Raw genomic sequence first — 19922 nt, 5'->3', positions numbered from 1 at the left:
ACGGGTGCCCCCGGCGCTGTTCGCCTCGGGAGGCCGGGATGGTCTCCCGAGCCGGCGTACCGCGCCGGCGGGAGCGACAGCGGGAGACCAGCACCATGCCGAACCAGCCGGGCGCCACACCGCCGGTGTTCGTCGACCGGACCGGCCGGCGCCGCCGGCTGACCGTGATCGCCGGCGTGGCGATGGGCCTCGGCCTGCTCACCAGCTTCGGCCTGATCCTGGCCGGGCTGTTCTTCGACTCGTCGGTGCCGCTGCCCGGCTGGTCCGACACGAAACCGCCGCCGATCGAGGCCGGAGTCGACGCTCCGCCCCGCGGCGGGAAGCCGACCAGCCCGAGCCCCCGGCCCTCGTCGGTGACCAGCACCAGCCCGGCGGCGCCCGCGCCGGCCGCCAGCCGCACGACCGCTCCCAGCCGGGCCGCCACCTCGGTGGCGCCCCACCCGACCACCAGCGTGCCGGGGCAGGGCGACGAGCGGCGCAACAGCGCCCGGCCGAGCCGGCCGCCGGGCAAGCCCTGACCATGGCGCGACACGTCGCCCGCCCCGACCCCCGGGCGCACTGGGTGCTGCTCCTGCTGGGCCTCGTCGCCCTGCTCGCCGCGCTGAGCTTCCACGGCCTGGTCAACGCCGTCGGCGGCGGCGCCGGCCCGGACCAGGCGCCCGCCTCGCCCCCGCCGCGCGCGGTCGCCGCCGGCGGGCCGGTGCTGCGGCTGGACGGCCCCGCGCCGGTCAGCCGGCGGTTGCCCGCGCGCACCCTGGCGCTCACCTTCGACGACGGCCCCGACCCGCGCTGGACGCCGCAGATCCTGGACGTGCTGCGCCGGCACCACGCCCACGCCACGTTCTTCGTGGTCGGCGCGCGCGTGGACGAGCACCCCGACCTGGTCCGGCGCATCCTCGCCGAGGGGCACGAGATCGGCTCGCACACCTTCACCCACGCCGACCTGACCACCGCGCCGGGCTGGCGCGCCGACGTCGAGCTCTCCTGGACCCGCAACGCGATCGCCGGGGTGACCGGCCGCGAGGTGACGCTGTTCCGGCCGCCCTTCTCGTCGACCACGGCTGCCGTCACCGACGCCCAGTACCGGGCGCTGCGGACGGCCGCCGGCAGCGGGCACGTGGCGGTGCTCGCCGACCGGGACGCCAAGGACTGGCAACGGCCCGGCGTACCGGCCATCGTGCGGGCCGCCACCCCGACCGGGGGCGCCGGCGCGGTAGTGCTGATGCACGACGGCGGCGGGGACCGCGGCCAGACCGTGGCCGCACTGGACCAGCTGCTGCCCCGGCTGGCCGCGCAGGGCTACCGGTTCACCACCGTCTCCGCCGGGATCGGCGCGCCCGACTCGATGGTCCCGGCCACCGGCGGCGCGCGGCTGAGCGGCACCGTGCTGCGCGCGGCGCAGACCGGCGCCGACTGGCTGGCCTCGGCCATGAACCTGCTGCTCGGGGTGGCCCTCGTGCTCGGCGTGGTCCGCCTCGCCGTGCAGGTGGTCTGCGCCCGCCGGCACGTCCGCCGGGTACGCCGGCCCCGCCACCGGCTGCCCGAGGTCAGCGCGCCCGTGTCGGTGATCGTGCCGGCGTACAACGAGGCCGCCAACATCGCCGCCACCGTGCGGTCCCTGGTCGCCAGCGCCTATCCGGCGCTGGAGGTCATCGTGGTGGACGACGGCTCCAGCGACGGCACGGCCGACATCGTCGAACGGATGCGACTGCGCGGGGTACGCGTCATCCGGCAGGCCAACGCCGGCAAGCCGGCCGCGTTGAACACCGGCATCCGGGCCGCCCGGGCCGACCTGCTGGTGCTGGTCGACGGGGACACCGTCTTCCAGCCGGACACCGTGTACCGGCTGGTCCAGGGCTTCGCCGACCCGACCGTGGGTGCGATCAGCGGCAACACGAAGGTGGCCAACCGGCGCCGGCTGCTCGGCCGCTGGCAGCACCTGGAGTACGTGATCGGCTTCAACCTCGACCGCCGGATGTACGACGTGCTGGAGTGCATGCCCACCATCCCGGGGGCGATCGGCGCGTTCCGCCGCCAGGTGCTGTTCGGGGTCGGCGGCGTGCCCGCCGACACCCTCGCCGAGGACACCGACCTCACCATGAAGGTGCTCCGGGCCGGCTGGCGGGTGGTGTACGAGGAGAGCGCCATCGCCTGGACCGAGGCGCCGTCGTCGCTGCGCCAGCTGTGGCGGCAGCGCTACCGCTGGTGCTACGGGACCATGCAGGCCATGTGGAAGCACCGCCACGCGCTGCGCGAGCCGGGCGCCGGCGGGAAGCTGGGCCGGCGCGGCCTGCCCTACCTGGCCGTGTTCCAGATCGTGCTGCCGCTGGCCGCGCCGGCCGTCGACATCTTCGCCCTCTACGGGCTGCTCTTCCTGCCCTGGTCCGAGCTGGCGCTGGCCTGGGTGGGCCTGCTCCTGCTCCAGGGCGGCACCGCCGCGTACGCGCTGCGCCTGGACCGGGAACGGTTCGGCCCGCTCTGGACGCTGCCGCTGCAGCAGCTCGTCTACCGGCAGGTGATGTACCTCGTGGTGGTGCAGTCGGTGGTGACCGCGGTGGTCGGCAACCGGCTGCGCTGGCAGCGGATGGTCCGCACCGGCGAGGCAGCGGCGCTGGTGCAAGGAGGGGCCCCCTCTTAACGCCTCCGGTAGAGGCGGGGGCCCCTGTTAACACGGCGGGTGGGGTCAGCGGCTGCCGAGGAGGCCGGCGGACCAGGAGACGGCCAGGCCGATCAGCGCCGAGCAGCAGCAGACCACCAGGGCGGAGGCGACCACCCCGAGGACCAGCCAGACGGGCGCGCGCCGGGCCGGCCCCCGTCCACTGTCCGCCTGCTGCTCGTCCTCGCTCACCCCGGCAGTCTAGGCGTCGGGCGCGGGGCGGCGGCCGATCCCGGCGCGCGGCAGGATGGGGCGATGGAGCTGGTCTCGATCGCCGACATCCGGGCCGCCGCCGAGGACGTCGCGGGCGCCGTGGTGCGCACCCCGCTGCTGCCGACGCTCTGGGACGACGAGCTGTGGCTCAAGCCGGAGAGCCTGCAACCGGTCGGCTCGTTCAAGCTGCGGGGGGCGACCCACGCGGTGGCCCGGCTGGACCCGGCCGCCCGGTCCCGGGGCGTGGTGACCCACTCCTCCGGCAACCACGGGCAGGCCCTCGCGTACGCGGCCCGGACGTTCGGCGTGCCGTGCACCGTGGTGGTGCCGGAGGGTGCGCCGCGAATCAAGGTGGACCGTATGCGGGCGCTGGGCGCGGACGTACGGCTCGTGCCGCCGGCCCACCGGCTCGCGGCGGCGGAACAGGTCGTGGTGGACACCGGGGCCGCGCTCGTGCCGCCGTTCGACCATCCGTGGATCATCGCCGGGCAGGGCACCGTCGGCCTGGAGATCGTCGCCGATCTGCCCGACGTGGACGTGGTGCTCGTGCCGGTGGGCGGCGGCGGGCTGTCCTCGGGCGTGGCCACCGCGGTCAAGGCGCTGTGCCCGTCGGCCGCCGTGATCGGCGTGGAGCCGCTGCTCGCCGCCGACGCCCGCGACTCCCTGGCCGCCGGGGAGGTGGTGGTCTGGGAGGTCGAACGCACCTATCGGACCTGCGCGGACGGCCTGCGCACCAACCTGTCCGAGCTGACCCTGGCCCACCTGCGGGACCGGCTCGACGGCATCGTCACGGTCACCGAGGACGAGATCCTCACGGCGACCGGGCGGCTGCTCCGCGAGGCCCGGCTGGTGGCCGAGCCGAGCGGGGCGGTGGCCGCCGCGGCGCGCCTGTTCCACCGGGACGAGCTGCCGCACGGCCGTACGGTCGCGGTGGTCACCGGCGGCAACGTCGACCCGGCGGTGCTCGCGGCCGCTCTCGGCTCCGGAGGTTAAAAGGGGGCCCCTGCTATGCATGACGCGTTAACAGGGGCCCCTTCCTTACATCTCAGGCGCGGTTCAGCCGGTCGAGGGTCCAGGCGTTGACGAACGCCTCCTCGCGCCAGGCGTCGTACCGGCCGCTGGGGCCGCCGTGGCCGGCACCCATCTCGGTCTTCAGCAGGTAGTCGCCCTGCGGGGCGACCGCCCGCAGCCGCGCGATCCACTTGGCCGGCTCGTGGTAGAGCACCCGGGTGTCGTTGAGGCTCGTCACCGCGAGGATCGCCGGGTAGTCCACGGCGGCCACGTTCTCGTACGGCGTGTACGACTTCATGTACTCGTAGACCTCGGGGTCGTCGAGCGGGTTGCCCCACTCCTCCCACTCGGTGACCGTCAGCGGCAGCGACGGGTCGAGGATCGAGGTGAGCGCGTCCACGAACGGCACCTGCGCGACGATGCCGGCGAACGCGTCCGGGGCCAGGTTGGCCACCGCGCCCATCAGCAGGCCGCCGGCCGAGGCGCCCCGGGCGACCAGCCGGTCGCTGGCCGTCCAGCCGGCCTTGACCAGGTGCCGGGCGCAGGCCACGAAGTCGGTGAAGGTGTTCTTCTTGGCCAGCAGCTTGCCCTCGTCGTACCAGCGCCGGCCCAGCTCACCGCCGCCGCGGATGTGCGCCACCGCGAAGATCACGCCCCGGTCGAGCAGGCTGAGGCGGGCGATGGAGAACCAGGGGTCCATGCTCGCCTCGTACGACCCGTAGCCGTAGATGACGGCGGGGGCGGAGCCGTCGCGCGGGGTGCCCGTGCGGCACACCAGCGAGATCGGCACCCGGGTGCCGTCGTCGGCGAGCGCCCAGTCCCGGTGCTGCTCGTAGTCGGCCGGGTCGTACTCGCGCCCGTCCGGGCCGGGCCGGACCGGCTTCCGCCGGCGCAGCACCATCTGCCGGGTGACCAGGTCGTAGTCGTAGACCGAGTCCGGGGTGACCAGCGAGGTGTAGCGCAGCCGCACCTCGGCCGTGCGGTATTCCGGGTTGGCGTCGAGGCCGACGCTGTAGATCGGCTCGGGGAAGTCGATGTCGAAGCTGTCGCCGCCGCCGACCGGCAGCACCCGCAGCCCGGTCAGCCCGTTGGTGCGCAGCGAGACGACCAGGTGGTTCTCGAACGCGTCGACGGCCTCCAGCCGGGTGCCGGGGGTGTGCGGGATCAGCGGCGTCCAGTCGCCCGGCGCGTCCGCCGAGGTGTACGCCAGCGCGAAGTCCTCGGCGCCGTCGTTGTGCAGGATCAGGAAGCGGTGGCCGTGGTGCTCCACCGCGTACTCGACGCCCTGCCGCCGGGGTGCGACGATGGCCGGCTCGCCGGTGGGGTTGCCGGCCGGGATGACCCGCACCTCGCTGGTGATCTTGCTGTGGATGTCGATCAGCACGAAGCGCTCGGAGCGGGTCAGCTCGACGCCCACCCAGAACCGCTCGTCGTCCTCCTGGTGCACCACCACGTCCTCGCTCGACGGGGTGCCCACGGTGTGCCGCCAGACCCGGTTCGGCCGCCAGGCGTCGTCGACGGTGACGTAGAACAGCGTCGAGGCGTCGCTCGACCAGGCCGTGCCGTAGAAGGTGTCCGGGATCTCGTCGGGACGCACCTCGCCGGTCTGGAGGTCCTTGATCCGCAGGGTGAAGCGCTCGTCGCCGGAGAAGTCGGTGGAGTAGGCCAGCCAACGTCCGTCCGGGCTGACGTCGAACGCGCCGAGCGAGAAGAAGTCGTGCCCCTCGGCGAGCTGGTTGCCGTCGAGCAGCACCTCCTCGCCGTCCAGCGGGGCGCCGTCGGCGCTGACCGGCGGGGCGGTCTCGCCGTCGCGGACGGCCCGGCGGCACTGCACGCCGTACTGCTGGCCCTCGACCGTGCGGGTGTAGTACCAGTAGCCGTCCTTGCGGGTCGGCACCGACAGGTCGGTCTCCTGGGTGCGCCGGCGGGTCTCCTCGAACAGCTCCGCGCGCAGCCCCGCCAGGTGGGCGGTGCGCGCCTCCGTGTAGGCGTTCTCCGCGGTCAGGTAGGCGATCGTCTCCGGGTCGTCCTTGGCGGCGAGCCAGGCGTACTCGTCGACGACTGTGTCGCCGTGGTGGGTCCGCTCGGCCGGAATGCGCTTGGCGACGGGCGCAGGCGACGGCTCCAGGTCGCGGCGCGGCGATCGACGCGCCGAGCTGGAGTTGTCGAAAGTCTCGGTGGTCACGGGCGCCACGTTACCGGCGGTGGGCCGCCCTCAGGTCCGCGCGTCGCCGAAGTGCGGCGACTCGCCGGCACATCGTTCGAACATGTGTACGATAACCGCCATGGCGGCTGCAGCGCGTTCCACCGACCGACCCGGAGCCCTCGAGATCACCCGGAAGCTGGCGGAGATCTGCGGCGCGCCGTTCGCCCGGTTCGCCGGCCCGGCCGACGAGGTGGCCGGCCGGACGGCCCGCTGGGTGGCGGTGCCGGGCGGCCCGCACGCCGCGGCCGAGGTGCTCCGGCTGGCCGCGGCGCACGACCTGACCGTGGTGCCCCGCGGCGCCGGCACGAAGATCGACTGGGGCGCCGCGCCGGCGCAGGTCGACATCATGCTCGACACCGGCCGGCTGGCCGGGGTGTGGCACGAGCCGCAGGCTTCCGCGGTGGCCGAGATCGGCGCCGGCACCCCGCTGCGGGCCGTCCAGGCCACCCTGGGGCGCACCGGCCGGCGCCTCCCGGTCGACGCGCCCTCCCCCGGGGCGACCCTCGGCGGGGTGCTGGCCGCCGACGAGTCCGGCCCGCTGCGCCACCGGCACGGCAGCCCGTGCGCCCAGCTCGTCGGGGTGCGCTACCTCGACGCCGACGGCGAACTGGTCAGCGTGGGGGAGCCGGGCACCGCGCTGCTCGGCCGGGCCGGGCCGGCGCGGGGTGGCGCGGCGGCGCTGTTCGGCGCGGCCGAGGTGCCGGGGCTCGACGTGGCCCGGCTGCTCTGCGGCTCGCAGGGCGGCCTCGGGGTGCTGGTCTCGGCCACCATGCGGGTGCAGGCCGTGCCGGCCGGCCGGGTCTGGGTGTCCCGTCCCGTGTGGACCCCGCTGGAGGTGCACGACCTGGTCCGGGCGGTGCTCGCCGCCCGGCTCGACCCGGCGGCCGTCGAGTTGGACCTGCCGGTGCACGTGGCGCTGCCGCGCCGGCGAATCCCCGCCTCCCACCCGTCCGTGGCCAACCGGCCCGACCACCCGGCGGTGACCGGGCGCCCGGGGCGGCCGGCCGCCGCGGGCAGCCTCGTGGTGCTCCTGGAAGGCGGCCCCGCCGACGTGGCGGAACGCGCCGACCGGCTCGCCGCGCTGCTCGGCCCCGAGGCCGTGGTCAACCACGCCGCCCCCGAGTGGTGGGGCCGCTACCCGTTCGCCCCGGGCGACACCGCCCTGCGGATCGAGGTGCCGATCAACGACCTGCACGCCGCCGTCTACGCGCTGCGCGACGCGGCCGGCACGCCGGTGCCGGTCCGCGGCTCGGCCGGGATCGGCGCCGTGCACGCCGCGCTGCCCGGGTCGCTGCCGCCCGAGCGGGTGGCCTCGATCCTCGCCGCCGTCCGGGGCGTGCTCCTCGCCCGCCAGGGCCGCTGCGTGGTGGTCTCCGCTCCCACACCGGTCCGCCGCGCCGTCGACCTCTGGGGCGAGCTGCCCATCCTGCCCCGCCTCCGCACGGCCAAGGCGCACCTGGACCCCCACCACCGCCTGTCCCCCGGCCGCCTCCCGGGCGGCCTGTAACCCCGCGCGCCAGCCTCGGTGATCATGACGTTGGCGGCGACAAATCGGGCGCCGAGTGCCGCGAACTTCATGATCGACGCGGTCCGGCGGGGGGAGGGGGCAGGGGGAGGGGGCAGGGGGAGGGGTTACAGGGCGTCGTTGCGGAGGACCAGGACTGCTATGTCGTCTCTGGGGGGTTCGACGGAGAAGGCGATGGCTGTGGCGCGGAGGCGGGCGGCGACCACGTCGGCCGAGTAGCCGGCCAGGGGCGCGGCGGCCTCGCGCAGTCGGTCGGTGCCGAACAGTTCCCGGCCGCGCCGCCGCTCGGTGACCCCGTCGGTGTAGAAGATCAGCGCGTCGCCCGGCTTGAGGGCGATCTCGGCGGTCGGGGTGGCGATCGTGTCGAGCAGCCCGAGCGCCGTGCCGCCGGTGCCGACGAAGCCCGCACCGCCGCCGCCGTGCAGCAGGACCGGCCGGTCGTGCCCGGCCAGGTGCAGGGAGACGTCGAGCTGGTCGCCGTCGCCGGGGCCGACCGCCGCCAGCGCCAGCGTGCAGTAGCGGCCGCCACCCCGCTCGACCAGCGTCTCGTTGAGCCGGCCGAGCACCTCGGGCAGCGGCTTGCCGTCGCCGACCAGCACCCGGATCACGTCCCGGACCAGCCCGGTCACGGCCGCCGCCTGGACGCCCTTGCCGGAGACGTCGCCGACCACCACGAGCCACCGGCCGTCCGACAGTGGCACCACGTCGTAGAAGTCGCCGCCGACCTCGGCGTCGTCGCCGGTCGGGACGTACTCGGCGGCGAAGCCGATGCCCTCGACCACCGGGAGCACGGGCGGCAGCAGCGACTGCTGGAGGGTCTGCGCGACGCGTCGGCGCTCGGCGTGGATCCGGGCGTTCTCGATGGCCAGGGCGGCCCGCCGGGCCACGTCCTCCAGCACCGAGACCTCGTCAGGGTCGTGCCGGTGCCGCTGGTGGCGGCCCACGGCCAGGGTGCCGAGCCGCTGCCCGCGGGCGATCAGGGGTACGGCGAAGCCCTCCATCGGCCCGCTCAGCGGTACCTGCGCGGCGCTGCGGGAGGCCTCCCGCAGCCGGGCCTGGATCGAGTCGGGCCCGGTCTCCTGAAGGACCCGGTGCAGTTGCGGCAGCACCGACTCGTCGGCGTGGCTGGCCGCGGCGAGCCGCAGCCGCCCCCACTCGTCGCTGGTGTGCACCGCGCACCACTGGCCGAGCCGGGGCACCACGAGCTGGGGGACGAGCGCCATGGTCAGCTCGACGTCGAGCGACTGGGCGAGCAGCTCGCTCGCCTCGGCCAGGAAGGTCAGCCAGGCCGACCGCCGGACGTCGGCGCGGCGCAGCCGGTCGTTCTCCAGGTGCAGGGAGAGCCGTTCGGCGGCGAGCACCGCGAGGGGCCGGGCGTACGCGGAGGGCGCCGCGTCCAGCTCCAGCTCCCCGGCGTACGGGCGGTGCACGGCGAGCGGGACGCGGAGCAGCTCGCTGCCCTCCCGGGGCTGCCGGCCGTAGCGGGCGAGCACCTGGCGGCCCTGCCCGTCGCCGCGGTCCAGCCGCACCACACCGCCGGCCGCGCCGACCATGTCGGCGACCCGGGTGAGCAGCCCGGCGGCGAACTCGGGCAGCGGGTCGTCCGCGTTCGGGTCGGGGGTGGTCTGCATCAGCTCGCTCATCGCGGCGGCGCTCGGGGTTCCCCCGTCCGCCGCGCTGTCGGCGAGTGTGGCGCGGGTCTCGGCCGGCCGAGCGGCCGCCCCGAGGTGGGGCCGGTCGAGCCGGAACCAGACGCCCTTCCCGGTGGGCAGGTAGGTGGTGCCCCACCGGCTGGCGAAGTGGTCGACCAGCAGCAGCCCGCGCCCGCGCTCGGCCACCTCGGTGATGTCGGAGGTGGTGTTCCGGACGCCGATCATCAGCTCGTCGACCGGGCCGGAGGCGAAGTCGGTGACCGTGACGGTGAGCCCCGCCGGGTCGGCTTCGACCTCGATGTCCAGTTCGGTGCGCGCGTGCTCCACCGCGTTGGTGGTGAGCTCGGTGGTCAGCAGCAGCGCCTCGTTGAGCAGCTCGTGCAGGTCCGCCTCGGCGAGCACGGACCGCACCAGCGCCCGGGCCGCCGCGGGCGTGCGCCGATCTGCGGGGAGGCGGACCCGCCGGACGTGTTCGTCCGAGCCGCCGTTCATCGCCGGCCCCGTCTCCGCTGACACCTCCGTATCCTCCACCGCCGCCGCCCCGGGTGCCAAGCCGGTCCGCCGATCCGGTCGGCGGGGGACAGATCGGGCGTGGCGGGCGGCTGGAGCCCGTGGCCTCGACGTGACACGCGGCAGAATGGTGGGATGGCCGCGTGTCGGCACGAGCCTGATGGCCCCCGAGCTGAGCGAGGAACTGATGACCACGGCGAAACAACTGGTAGCCGGGGACGACCACGAGGTGCTCCTCGGTGAGCTGGTCGAGGCGCTGCGGCGGGTGCGTCGCGGCGACCTCCGGGTCCGGCTGCCCCGGCGGGCCGGCCTGGCGGGCGAGGTGGCGGACTCCTTCAACGACGTGGTGTCGCTGCAGGAGCGGCAGCACCTGGACCTGCGCCGGATCAGCCGGGTCGTCGGCCGCGACGGCCGGCTGACCGAGCGCCTCGACGACGAGGGCCTGGACGGCTCGTGGGCGGAGGGGCAGCGGGCGGTCAACTCGCTGATCGACGACCTGGGCCGCCCGACCACGGAGATCGCCCGGGTGATCGTGGCGGTGGCCGACGGCGACCTGTCCCAGCACATGGCGCTGGAGATCGACGGCCGTCCGCTGCGCGGTGAGTACCTGCGCATCGGCCGGACCGTGAACACGATGGTCGACCAGCTCTCGTCGTTCGCCGACGAGGTGACCCGGGTGGCCCGGGAGGTGGGCACCGAGGGCAAGCTGGGCGGCCAGGCGGACGTCCGGGGTGTGGCCGGCACCTGGAAGGACCTCACCGACTCGGTGAACACCATGGCGTCGAACCTCACCGGTCAGGTGCGGTCGATCTCCCAGGTGGCGACGGCGGTGGCGAAGGGCGACCTGTCGCAGAAGATCACGGTGGGCGCCCGGGGCGAGGTGGCCGAGCTGGCCGACACGATGAACTCGCTCACCGACACGCTGCGGCTCTTCGCCGAGCAGGTGACCCGGGTGGCCCGCGAGGTGGGCACCGACGGGAAGCTCGGCGGCCAGGCCGAGGTGCCGAACGTGGCCGGCACCTGGAAGGACCTGACCGACAGCGTCAACTCGATGGCGTCGAACCTGACCAGCCAGGTCCGCAACATCGCCCAGGTCTCCACGGCGGTGGCCCGTGGCGACCTGTCCCAGAAGATCACGGTGGCCGCCCAGGGCGAGATCCTGGAGCTGAAGGACACCGTGAACACGATGGTGGACCAGCTCTCGTCGTTCGCCGACGAGGTGACCCGGGTGGCCCGCGAGGTGGGCATCGAGGGCAAGCTGGGCGGCCAGGCCCAGGTACGCGGGGTCTCCGGCACCTGGCGCGACCTCACCGAGAACGTGAACCAGCTCGCCGGCAACCTGACCAGCCAGGTGCGGAACATCTCGCAGGTGTCCACGGCGGTGGCCAAGGGCGATCTGTCGCAGAAGATCACGGTGGACGCCCAGGGCGAGATCCTGGAGCTGAAGAACACCGTGAACACGATGGTGGACCAGCTGTCGTCGTTCGCGGACGAGGTGACCCGGGTGGCCCGGGAGGTGGGCACCGAGGGCAAGCTGGGCGGCCAGGCGCAGGTGAAGGGCGTGAGCGGCACCTGGCGGGACCTGACCGACAACGTGAACTCGATGGCGTCGAACCTGACCAGCCAGGTGCGGAACATCGCCTCGGTCACCACGGCGGTGGCGAAGGGCGACCTGGGCCAGAAGATCACCGTGGACGCCCGGGGCGAGATCCTGGAGCTGAAGTCGACGGTCAACACGATGGTGGACCAGCTGTCGTCGTTCGCCGACGAGGTGACCCGGGTGGCCCGCGAGGTGGGCACCGAGGGCAAGCTGGGCGGGCAGGCCCAGGTACGCGGCGTGGCCGGCACCTGGCGGGACCTGACCGACAACGTGAACTCGATGGCGTCGAACCTGACCGCGCAGGTGCGGAACATCGCCCAGGTGTCGACGGCCGTGGCCAAGGGCGACCTGTCGCAGAAGATCACGGTGGACGCGCAGGGCGAGATCCTGGAGCTGAAGTCGACGGTCAACACCATGGTCGACCAGCTCTCGTCGTTCGCCGACGAGGTCACGCGGGTGGCCCGCGAGGTGGGCACCGAGGGCAAGCTCGGCGGGCAGGCCCAGGTGAAGGGCGTGAGCGGCACCTGGCGCGACCTGACCGACAACGTGAACTCGATGGCCTCGAACCTGACCAGCCAGGTGCGGAACATCGCCTCGGTCACCACGGCCGTGGCCAAGGGTGACCTGGGTCAGAAGATCACGGTGGACGCGCAGGGCGAGATCCTGGAGCTGAAGAACACCGTCAACACGATGGTCGACCAGCTGTCCTCGTTCGCCGACGAGGTCACGCGGGTGGCCCGCGAAGTCGGCATCGAGGGCAAGCTCGGTGGCCAGGCCCAGGTGAAGGGGGTCAGCGGCACCTGGCGCGACCTCACCGAGAACGTCAACCAGCTCGCCTCGACCCTGACCACCCAGCTCCGCGCGATCTCGCAGGTCTCCACCTCGGTGACCCGCGGCGACCTGACCCAGCGGATCAGCGTGAAGGCGCAGGGCGAGGTCGCCGAGCTGAAGGACAACATCAACCAGATGATCGTCACCCTCCGGGAGACGACCAAGAAGAACGCCGAGCAGGGCTGGCTCGACTCGAACCTGGCCCGCATCGGCGGCCTGCTCCAGGGCCAGCGGGACCTCGGCGAGGTCTGCCGCATGATCATGATGGAGGTGACCCCGCTGGTCGACGCGCAGCTCGGCGCGTTCTTCCTGGCGGACAGCTCCGAGGGCAGCGTGCGGCTGCGGCTCACCGCCTCCTACGGCTACGTCGCGCGCGGGCACGACGTGACCTTCGGGCCCGGCGAGGGGCTGGTCGGGCAGGCCGCCCTGTCCCGGCGGACCATCCGGGTCAACACCCAGCCCGACGGGCGCCTGGTGCTCCGCTCCGGCCTGGCCGAGACACCCCCGGCCGACCTCGTGGTGCTGCCGGTCCTCTTCGAGGGCGAGCTGCTCGGCGTGATCGAGTTCGCCGGGGTCACCACCTTCTCCGACCTGCACCTGGCGTTCCTGGAGCGGCTGGTGCTCACCATCGGCGTCGCGGTCAACACCATCCAGGCCAACCGGCGTACGGAGGAGCTGCTGGCGCAGTCGCAGCGGCTGGCGCACGAGATGCAGGAGCAGTCGGCGGAACTCCAGCGCACCAACGCCGAGCTGGAGGACAAGGCGAAGCTGCTCTCCGAGCAGAAGACCAACATCGAGACGCAGAACCGGGAGATCGAGCTGGCCCGGCTCGGCCTGGAGGAGAAGGCGCAGCAGCTCACCCGGGCGTCGGCGTACAAGTCGGAGTTCCTGGCCAACATGAGCCACGAGCTGCGTACGCCGCTGAACTCGCTGCTCCTGCTGGCCCGGCTGCTCGCCGAGAACCCGGAGCAGAACCTGAGCGCCAAGCAGATCGAGTTCGCCCGGACCATCCACAGCGCCGGATCGGACCTGCTCTCGCTGATCGACGACATCCTCGACCTGTCCAAGATCGAGGCGGGCCGGATGGACGTGGAGCCGACCGAGATCCACTTCTCGGAGATCCGCGGCTACGTCGAGCAGGCGTTCGCGCCGCAGGCCGAGGAGAAGGGCCTCGACTTCCAGGTGCGGATCAGCAAGGACCTGTCGCCGGCGCTGGTCACCGACGCCCAGCGGCTCCAGCAGATCCTGCGCAACCTGCTCTCCAACGCCGTGAAGTTCACCGACAACGGCGCGGTCACCCTGCGCATCGCGCCGGCCGCCGAGAACGCCGTCTTCGACGTGCCGGCGCTGACCAACGCCCGGCAGGTCATCGCGTTCACGGTGATCGACACGGGCATCGGCATCTCGGACGACAAGCTCTCGCTGATCTTCGAGGCGTTCCAGCAGGCCGACGGCACCACGAGCCGGCGCTACGGCGGCACCGGCCTGGGCCTGTCGATCAGCCGGGACCTGGCCCGGCTGCTCGGCGGCACGATCACCGTGTCCTCCGCGCCCGGGCAGGGGTCGACGTTCACTCTCTTCGTACCCGATGTGCTGGCGCCGGACGCGGTGGTGGCGCCGGCGCCGCCCTCGCCGCAGCGCGCGGGCCTGCCGTCCTCCCTGCTCATGCCCATGGAGCTGCCGCAGCCGCAGGAGACTCCGGCCACCCGTCGGCTGGAGGGCGTGACCGTTCTGATCATCGACGACGACGTCCGGAACGTGTTCGCGCTGACCTCCGCGTTGGAACTCCACGGTATGACCGTGTTGTACTCGGACAACGGGGCGGACGGCGTCCGCCAACTGGCCGAGCATCCGGAGGTGGACATCGTGCTGATGGACGCGATGATGCCGGACCAGGACGGCTACGAGACGACCGCGCAGATCCGGCGCAACCATCGCTTCGCGGACCTGCCGATCGTGTTCCTGACCGCGAAGGCGATGCCCGGTGACCGGGAGTCGGCGATCGCGGCCGGGGGCAGCGACTACATCACCAAGCCGGTGGACCTGGACGAGCTGATCGAGCTGATGGCGTCCTGGATCGGCCGGAGCCGAGGCGAGGAGACTCCGTGACCCAGATGGCCAAGGCGCTGCTGGTGGACGACCGGCGGGAGAACCTGATGGCCCTGGAGGCGATCCTCCAGGGGCTTCCGGTGCAGTCCGTCGCCGTGGAGAGCGGCGAGGCGGCGCTCAAGCAGCTCCTGGTGGACGACTTCGCGGTGATCCTGCTGGACGCCCAGATGCCGGACATGGACGGCTTCGAGACGGCCACCCACATCAAGCGGCGGGAGCGGACCCGGCATGTGCCGATCATCTTCCTCACCGCCGCGGACAAGGACGCCCAGCTCGCCCTGCGGGGCTACGCGGTCGGCGCGGTCGACTACCTGACCAAGCCCTTCGACCCGTGGGTGCTGCGGGCGAAGGTGTCGGTCTTCGTCGAGCTGTGGGTGAAGACCCGGCAGCTCGCCGCCCAGTCGGACCTGGTGCGGGAGCGCGACGCGCAGTGGCGGGTGCTCACCGACGCGGTGGACGAGGCGACCGCGCTGCTGCGCGCCGACGACGACGCGGAGTCCCGGGAGCGTGCGGTGGACCTGCTGGAGCAGGCCCGCTGGGGCAACAACGCCTGAGGCGCTCAGGCGTCGGCCGGGTCGCCGTGTCCCGTCGCGGCGCGCCGGGCCCGCCACCGTTCGCCGAGGGCGTCGATCTCCTCCTGGACGAAGAGGAAGAAGTCCCGCATCTCGGCCACCCGCTCGCCCGCCGGGGTGTCCCGCCCACCCAGCGCGTCCATCCCGCCCTTGGCGATGTCGATGAAGTTCTTGTAGAGGCCGGTCTTGGTGATGGTGGCCTCGTACCAGGGGTTGGCCGGCATCCGGTAGCGGTCCCGCCGGGAGCCCTTGACCGGCTCGCGGACCAGCATGGCGAACTGGGTCAGGTAGCGCACGGCGCCGGACACGGCCGCCGCGCTGACCCCCAGTCGCTCGGCGATCTCGCCGGCCGTGAGCGGCTCGTCCGCGCTCATCACGGTGAAGAGCACCCGGCCGGCCATCCGGGGGAAGCCGACGTCCGCGAAGGCCATCGCCATCCGTTCCACGAAGCGGTGGACCTCTTCCTCGTCCGGGCGCGGCGGGGTCATCGACATCGTCTCCTCGGTGCTCATCGCATCCGATCGTCTCTCAGATCTCACTGTCTTCACAAGTTTGTGAAACGAGCGTAGCTTCCGAAGTATGGAAACTCCCATTGAGGTGTCCGGCCTGGTGAAGACCTTCGGCCGGACCCGAGCGCTCGACGGACTCGACCTGACCGTCCGCGCCGGCGAGGTGCACGGCTTCCTGGGCCCCAACGGCTCCGGCAAGTCGACCACCATCCGGGTGCTGCTCGGTCTGCTGCGGGCGGACGCGGGGGCCGTCCGGCTGCTCGGCGGCGACCCCTGGCGGGACGCCGTCGCCCTGCACCGCCGGCTCGCGTACGTGCCCGGCGACGTCACCCTCTGGCCCAACCTGAGCGGCGGCGAGGTGATCGACCTGCTCGGCCGGCTGCGCGGCGGGCTCGACCCGAAGCGCCGGGCCGAGCTGCTGGAGTCCTTCGAGCTGGACCCGCGCAAGAAGGGCCGCGCCTACTCCAAGGGCAACCGGCAGAAGGTCGGCCTGGTGGCCGCGCTCGCCTCCGACGTCGAGCTGCTCATCCTCGACGAGCCCACCTCCGGGCTCGACCCGCTCATGGAGGAGGTCTTCCAGCACTGGGTACGCCGGGCCAAGCAGGACGGCCGCACCGTGCTGCTCTCCAGCCACATCCTGGCCGAGGTGGAGGCGCTCTGCGACCGGGTGACGATCATCCGGAACGGCCGGGCCGTCGAGTCCGGCACCCTCACCGAGCTGCGCCACCTGCACCGCACCTCGATCGACGCCGAGGTGACCGCCCCGCTGAACGGGCTGGCCGACCTGCCCGGCGTGCACGACCTGCGGGTGGACTGCAACCGCGTCCGCTTCGACGTGGACACCGCCGCGCTGGACGTCGCGCTGCGGCGCCTCACCGAGCTGGGCGTCCGCAGCCTGGTCAGCACGCCGCCGACGCTGGAGGAGCTGTTCCTGCGGCACTACGAGGCGGTCCCCGAGGAGCTGACCCGATGAGCACCCTCACCGGCACCTGGCAGCTGGCCCGACTCGTGCTGCGCCGGGACCGTCTCGTGCTCCCGCTCTGGGTGCTGTTCCTCGCCGTGCTGCCGACGACCTACGCGACCAGCTTCTTCGAGCTGTTCCCGACCGACGCCGAGCGGGCCGCGTACGTCACCGGCACCGCCCGCAACCCCTCGATCATCGCGCTGCTCGGCCCGGTCTACGGGGACAGCGTCGGCGCGCTGACCGCCCAGCGCGGCGGCTTCCTGCTGGTCATCGTGGCGCTGGCCAGCGTGCTCACCGTCGTCCGGCACACCCGCGTCGAGGAGGAGGCCGGCCGGCGGGAGCTGCTCGGCGGCGGGGTGCTGGGCCGGCACGCCGGCCTGACCGCCGCGCTGCTCGTCACGTACGCGGCCGACCTGCTGCTCGGCCTGCTCACCGCGGCCGGGCTGGCGTCCACCGGGCTCTCCGCCACCGGCTCGTACGCGTACGGCCTCGGCACGGCGCTCACCGGCGTGGTCTTCGCCACCCTCGGCGGGCTGACCGCCCAGCTCACCGAGAGCGCGGGCGGGGCACGGGGCATCGGGATCGCCGTCCTCGGCGCCTCCTTCGCGCTGCGGATGGTGGGGGACACCGCCGCCAACGACTGGCCGAGCTGGCTCTCCCCGCTGGGCTGGGCACCCCGGATCCGGCCCTTCGAGGGGGAACGCTGGTGGGTGCTGGCGCTGCCGCTGGTCGCGTCGGCGCTGCTCGCCGCGGTCGCGTACCCGGTCTCGGTGCGCCGCGACCTGGGCGCGGGGGTGCTGCCGCCCCGGCTCGGGCCGGCCACTGCCGGCCGCGGGCTCGCCGGCCCGTTCGGGCTGGCCTGGCGGCTGCACCGGGGGCAGATCCTCTGGTGGTCGGTCGGCTTCGGCCTGCTCGGGCTGATCCTCGGCGGCGCCGCGCAGGCGGCCGGCCGCTCGGTCGAGGGTAACGAGGAGCTGGAGCAGATCATGGCCCGGATCGGTGGGGCCTCCGGCCTGGCCGACGCCTACCTGGGCGCCACGCTCAGCCTGGCCGGGCTGGCCGCCGCGGGTTACGGCATCCAGGCCGCGCTGCGGATGCGCGCCGAGGAGTCCGCCGGGCACGCCGAACCGGTGCTCGTCACCGGCGCGCGCCGCTCCACCTGGCTGCTGTCGCACGTGGTGTTCGCGCTGGTCGGCCCGGCCGTGGTGCTCGCCGTGACCGGCCTGGCGACCGGCCTGACGTACGGGCTGAGCGTGCACGACGTGCCGCGGGAGCTGCCCCGGATGCTCGGTGCCGGGTTGGCCCACGCGCCCGCCGCCTGGGTGCTGGCCGGGCTCGCCGTGCTGCTCTACGGCCTGCTGCCCCGGCTGGCCCCGACGGCCTGGGCGGTGCTGGCGGTCTGCGTGCTGCTCGGCCAGCTCGGCGCGGTGCTCGAACTCGACCAGTGGCTGCTGGACCTGTCCCCGTTCACGCACACCCCCCAGGTCCTTCGCGACACCTGGAGCGCCACCCCGCTGTGGACCCTGGCCGCCGTGGCCCTGGCCCTGACGGCAGCCGGCCTGACGGCCTTCCGCCGCCGCGACGTCCCGGTCACCTGACCGCGCAGACCTAGTTGATCAAGAAGTTTGCGTCCGGCATCAGCCCTCGGCAGACGCAAACTTCTTGATCAACGCCGACCAGGACGGGTCAGGGGGCGGTTTCGTTGCGGATCATCAGAGCCGAGCGGAGGCCGGTGATGTCCAGGACGCGGAGGAGGAAGTCGCCGACGTTGCTCAGGACCAGCAGGCTCTGGGCGTGGCTGGCCTTGCGGCTGAGCACCACGAGCGTCCCGAGGCCCTGCGAGTCGCAGAAGGTGACCCCGCCCAGGTCGAGCACGATGCGCGGCGGGGGGTCGGCCAGCACCTCGTTGACGACTGTCGACAGCTGGGCGGCCGTGAGCATGTCGATCTCACCGGCGAGGCGAAGCACCGCTTCGTCACCCGTCCGGTGTAGCGTGATGGACAGTTCGGCACGATCCACCCGGTCACCCTATCGCGATCTCGACCCACGGGCCTGTCGAGCGACCCGCCGGTTGCTGGCCCGTGCCGCACCCGCGGGGCGTGAGCCCGGTAACCCTCGGTGCGGGGTGCCTGCCGATCAGCTGCCCGGCGCTGACACAATGGCGGCATCGTGACCGATACGTTTCCCGCCGGATCCGGCCGCTACCCGGCCGACGCACCGGCCTCCGAGGCCCTGTTCGACCGCGCCAAGGCCATCGTGCCCGGCGGGGTCAACTCACCCGTACGCGCGTTCCGTGCCGTCGGCGGCACCCCGCGCTTCATGGTCCGGGGGGAGGGTCCCTGGCTCTTCGACGCCGACGGTCGCCGCTACGTCGACCTGGTCTGCTCCTGGGGCCCGCTGATCCTCGGTCACGCCCACCCGGCCGTGGTCGAGGCGCTGCGCGAGGCCGCCGCGCTCGGCACCAGCTTCGGCACCCCCACCCCGGGCGAGGTCGAGCTGGCCGCGGAGATCGTCACGCGGACCCCGGTGGAGCAGGTCCGCCTGGTCAACTCGGGCACCGAGGCGACCATGTCGGCGATCCGGCTGGCCCGCGGCTTCACCGGCCGGGCCAAGATCATCAAGTTCTCCGGCTGCTACCACGGCCACTCCGACGCGCTGCTCGCCGCCGCCGGCTCGGGCGTGGCCACCCTCGGCCTGCCCGACTCGCCCGGCGTCACCGGGGCGGCCGCCGGCGACACGATCGTGCTGCCGTACAACGACCTGCGCGCGGTCGAGGAGGCCTTCGCCGCCGAGGGCCCGCACATCGCGGCCATCATCACCGAGGCGGCCGCCGGCAACATGGGCGTGGTCGCCCCGCGCGGCGACTTCAACCAGCAGCTCGCCCGGATCGCCCACGCGCACGGCGCGCTGCTCATCGTCGACGAGGTGATGACCGGGTTCCGGGTCTCCCGCGCCGGCTGGCACGGCCTCGACCCGTCCGACGCCGACCTGTGGACGTACGGGAAGGTCATGGGCGGCGGCCTGCCCGCCGCGGCGTTCGGCGGACGCACCGAGATCATGGCGAGGCTGGCCCCGGCCGGCCCGGTCTACCAGGCCGGCACCCTCTCCGGTAACCCCCTCGCGTGCGCCGCCGGCCTGGCCACGCTGCGGCTGGCCGACGACGCGCTCTACCGCCGCCTCGACGAGACGGCCGCCGCCGTGGGCAAGCTCGCCGCCGAGGCGCTGGCCGCCGCCGGGGTCCCGCACCGCCTGTCGTACGCGGGCAACATGTTCTCGATCTTCTTCACCGACGCCGACGTGACCGACTACGACAGCGCCCGCACCCAGCAGGTGCCCGCGTTCAAGGCGTTCTTCCACGCCATGCTCGCCGCCGGCGTCTACCTGCCGCCGAGCGCGTTCGAGTCGTGGTTCGTGTCGGCGGCGATCGACGACGCCGCCCTGGAGCAGATCGCCGCGGCCCTGCCGGCGGCGGCAGCGGCGGCGGCAGCGGCGGGACACGGGGGGTAACGGTGAGCGCGAGGAGTGAGCCGGGTTTGCGAGCCCCGCAGCCGCGAACGAAGGGGG

14 protein-coding genes are annotated in these 19922 nt (G+C 73.6%); 9 read left to right on the top strand and 5 right to left on the bottom strand.

Translation table 11 applies throughout. The annotated features are described in order from the left end of the window. Nucleotides 1–38 precede the first annotated feature (38 nt). Both RMN56_RS10080 and RMN56_RS10075 read left to right on the top strand, forming a co-directional pair. Nucleotides 39–518 (top strand): hypothetical protein, encoded by a 480-nt coding sequence (locus RMN56_RS10080; RefSeq protein WP_313723563.1) that lies wholly within the window; start codon nucleotides 39–41, stop codon nucleotides 516–518. A 2-nt stretch (nucleotides 519–520) separates the two neighbouring features. Further along, nucleotides 521–2638 (top strand): bifunctional polysaccharide deacetylase/glycosyltransferase family 2 protein, encoded by a 2118-nt coding sequence (locus RMN56_RS10075; RefSeq protein ID WP_313723562.1) that lies wholly within the window; start codon nucleotides 521–523, stop codon nucleotides 2636–2638. A 45-nt stretch (nucleotides 2639–2683) separates the two neighbouring features. On the opposite strand, the gene RMN56_RS10070 is transcribed toward RMN56_RS10075, so the two are convergent. Next, nucleotides 2684–2848 (bottom strand): hypothetical protein, encoded by a 165-nt coding sequence (locus RMN56_RS10070; protein ID WP_313723561.1) that lies wholly within the window; start codon nucleotides 2846–2848, stop codon nucleotides 2684–2686. A gap of 63 nt (nucleotides 2849–2911) precedes the next feature. Between RMN56_RS10070 and RMN56_RS10065 the strand changes: the two genes are divergently transcribed. After that, complete coding sequence (locus RMN56_RS10065) at nucleotides 2912–3862, top strand: threonine ammonia-lyase (protein ID WP_313723560.1); 951 nt, start codon at nucleotides 2912–2914, stop codon at nucleotides 3860–3862. 52 nt (nucleotides 3863–3914) lie between these two features. Here RMN56_RS10065 and RMN56_RS10060 read toward each other — a convergent pair whose 3' ends face one another. After that, the gene (locus RMN56_RS10060) at nucleotides 3915–6008 is read right to left on the bottom strand and encodes a S9 family peptidase (RefSeq protein ID WP_313724699.1); all 2094 of its coding nucleotides are present in this window, start codon (nucleotides 6006–6008) and stop codon (nucleotides 3915–3917) included. A 157-nt stretch (nucleotides 6009–6165) separates the two neighbouring features. Here RMN56_RS10060 and RMN56_RS10055 point away from each other — a divergent pair, with 157 nt between their 5' ends. Then, complete coding sequence (locus tag RMN56_RS10055) at nucleotides 6166–7593, top strand: FAD-binding oxidoreductase (protein ID WP_313723559.1); 1428 nt, start codon at nucleotides 6166–6168, stop codon at nucleotides 7591–7593. Nucleotides 7594–7718: 125 nt separating this feature from the next. Here the strand turns inward: RMN56_RS10055 and RMN56_RS10050 are convergent, their stop codons facing one another. Beyond that, nucleotides 7719–9779 (bottom strand): SpoIIE family protein phosphatase, encoded by a 2061-nt coding sequence (locus RMN56_RS10050; protein WP_313723558.1) that lies wholly within the window; start codon nucleotides 9777–9779, stop codon nucleotides 7719–7721. Nucleotides 9780–9960: 181 nt separating this feature from the next. Here RMN56_RS10050 and RMN56_RS10045 point away from each other — a divergent pair, with 181 nt between their 5' ends. Continuing rightward, nucleotides 9961–14313, top strand: coding sequence for a hybrid sensor histidine kinase/response regulator (locus RMN56_RS10045; RefSeq protein WP_313724698.1), 4353 nt, complete (start codon nucleotides 9961–9963; stop codon nucleotides 14311–14313). Next, the gene (locus RMN56_RS10040) at nucleotides 14310–14867 is read left to right on the top strand and encodes a response regulator (protein ID WP_151463283.1); all 558 of its coding nucleotides are present in this window, start codon (nucleotides 14310–14312) and stop codon (nucleotides 14865–14867) included. Before RMN56_RS10045 ends, RMN56_RS10040 begins: the two co-directional genes overlap by 4 nt. A 5-nt stretch (nucleotides 14868–14872) precedes the next feature. Here RMN56_RS10040 and RMN56_RS10035 read toward each other — a convergent pair whose 3' ends face one another. Further along, entirely contained in the window at nucleotides 14873–15397 is a 525-nt protein-coding gene (locus RMN56_RS10035; protein WP_313723557.1) for a GbsR/MarR family transcriptional regulator, read from the bottom strand. A 67-nt stretch (nucleotides 15398–15464) separates the two neighbouring features. Between RMN56_RS10035 and RMN56_RS10030 the strand changes: the two genes are divergently transcribed. Beyond that, nucleotides 15465–16367, top strand: coding sequence for an ABC transporter ATP-binding protein (locus RMN56_RS10030; RefSeq protein WP_313723556.1), 903 nt, complete (start codon nucleotides 15465–15467; stop codon nucleotides 16365–16367). Beyond that, nucleotides 16364–17956 (top strand): ABC transporter permease, encoded by a 1593-nt coding sequence (locus RMN56_RS10025; RefSeq protein ID WP_313723555.1) that lies wholly within the window; start codon nucleotides 16364–16366, stop codon nucleotides 17954–17956. Before RMN56_RS10030 ends, RMN56_RS10025 begins: the two co-directional genes overlap by 4 nt. Before the next feature lie 88 nt (nucleotides 17957–18044). Here the strand turns inward: RMN56_RS10025 and RMN56_RS10020 are convergent, their stop codons facing one another. After that, complete coding sequence (locus RMN56_RS10020; protein ID WP_091261368.1) at nucleotides 18045–18377, bottom strand: STAS domain-containing protein; 333 nt, start codon at nucleotides 18375–18377, stop codon at nucleotides 18045–18047. A 150-nt stretch (nucleotides 18378–18527) separates the two neighbouring features. On the opposite strand from RMN56_RS10020, the gene hemL reads away from it, so the two are divergent. After that, nucleotides 18528–19865 (top strand): glutamate-1-semialdehyde 2,1-aminomutase, encoded by a 1338-nt coding sequence (hemL, locus tag RMN56_RS10015; protein ID WP_313723554.1) that lies wholly within the window; start codon nucleotides 18528–18530, stop codon nucleotides 19863–19865. Nucleotides 19866–19922: the final 57 nt, after the last annotated feature.

Source organism: Micromonospora halotolerans (assembly GCF_032108445.1).
Taxonomy (GTDB): domain Bacteria; phylum Actinomycetota; class Actinomycetes; order Mycobacteriales; family Micromonosporaceae; genus Micromonospora; species Micromonospora halotolerans.
This window is presented reverse-complemented; position numbering and strand designations above follow the sequence as displayed.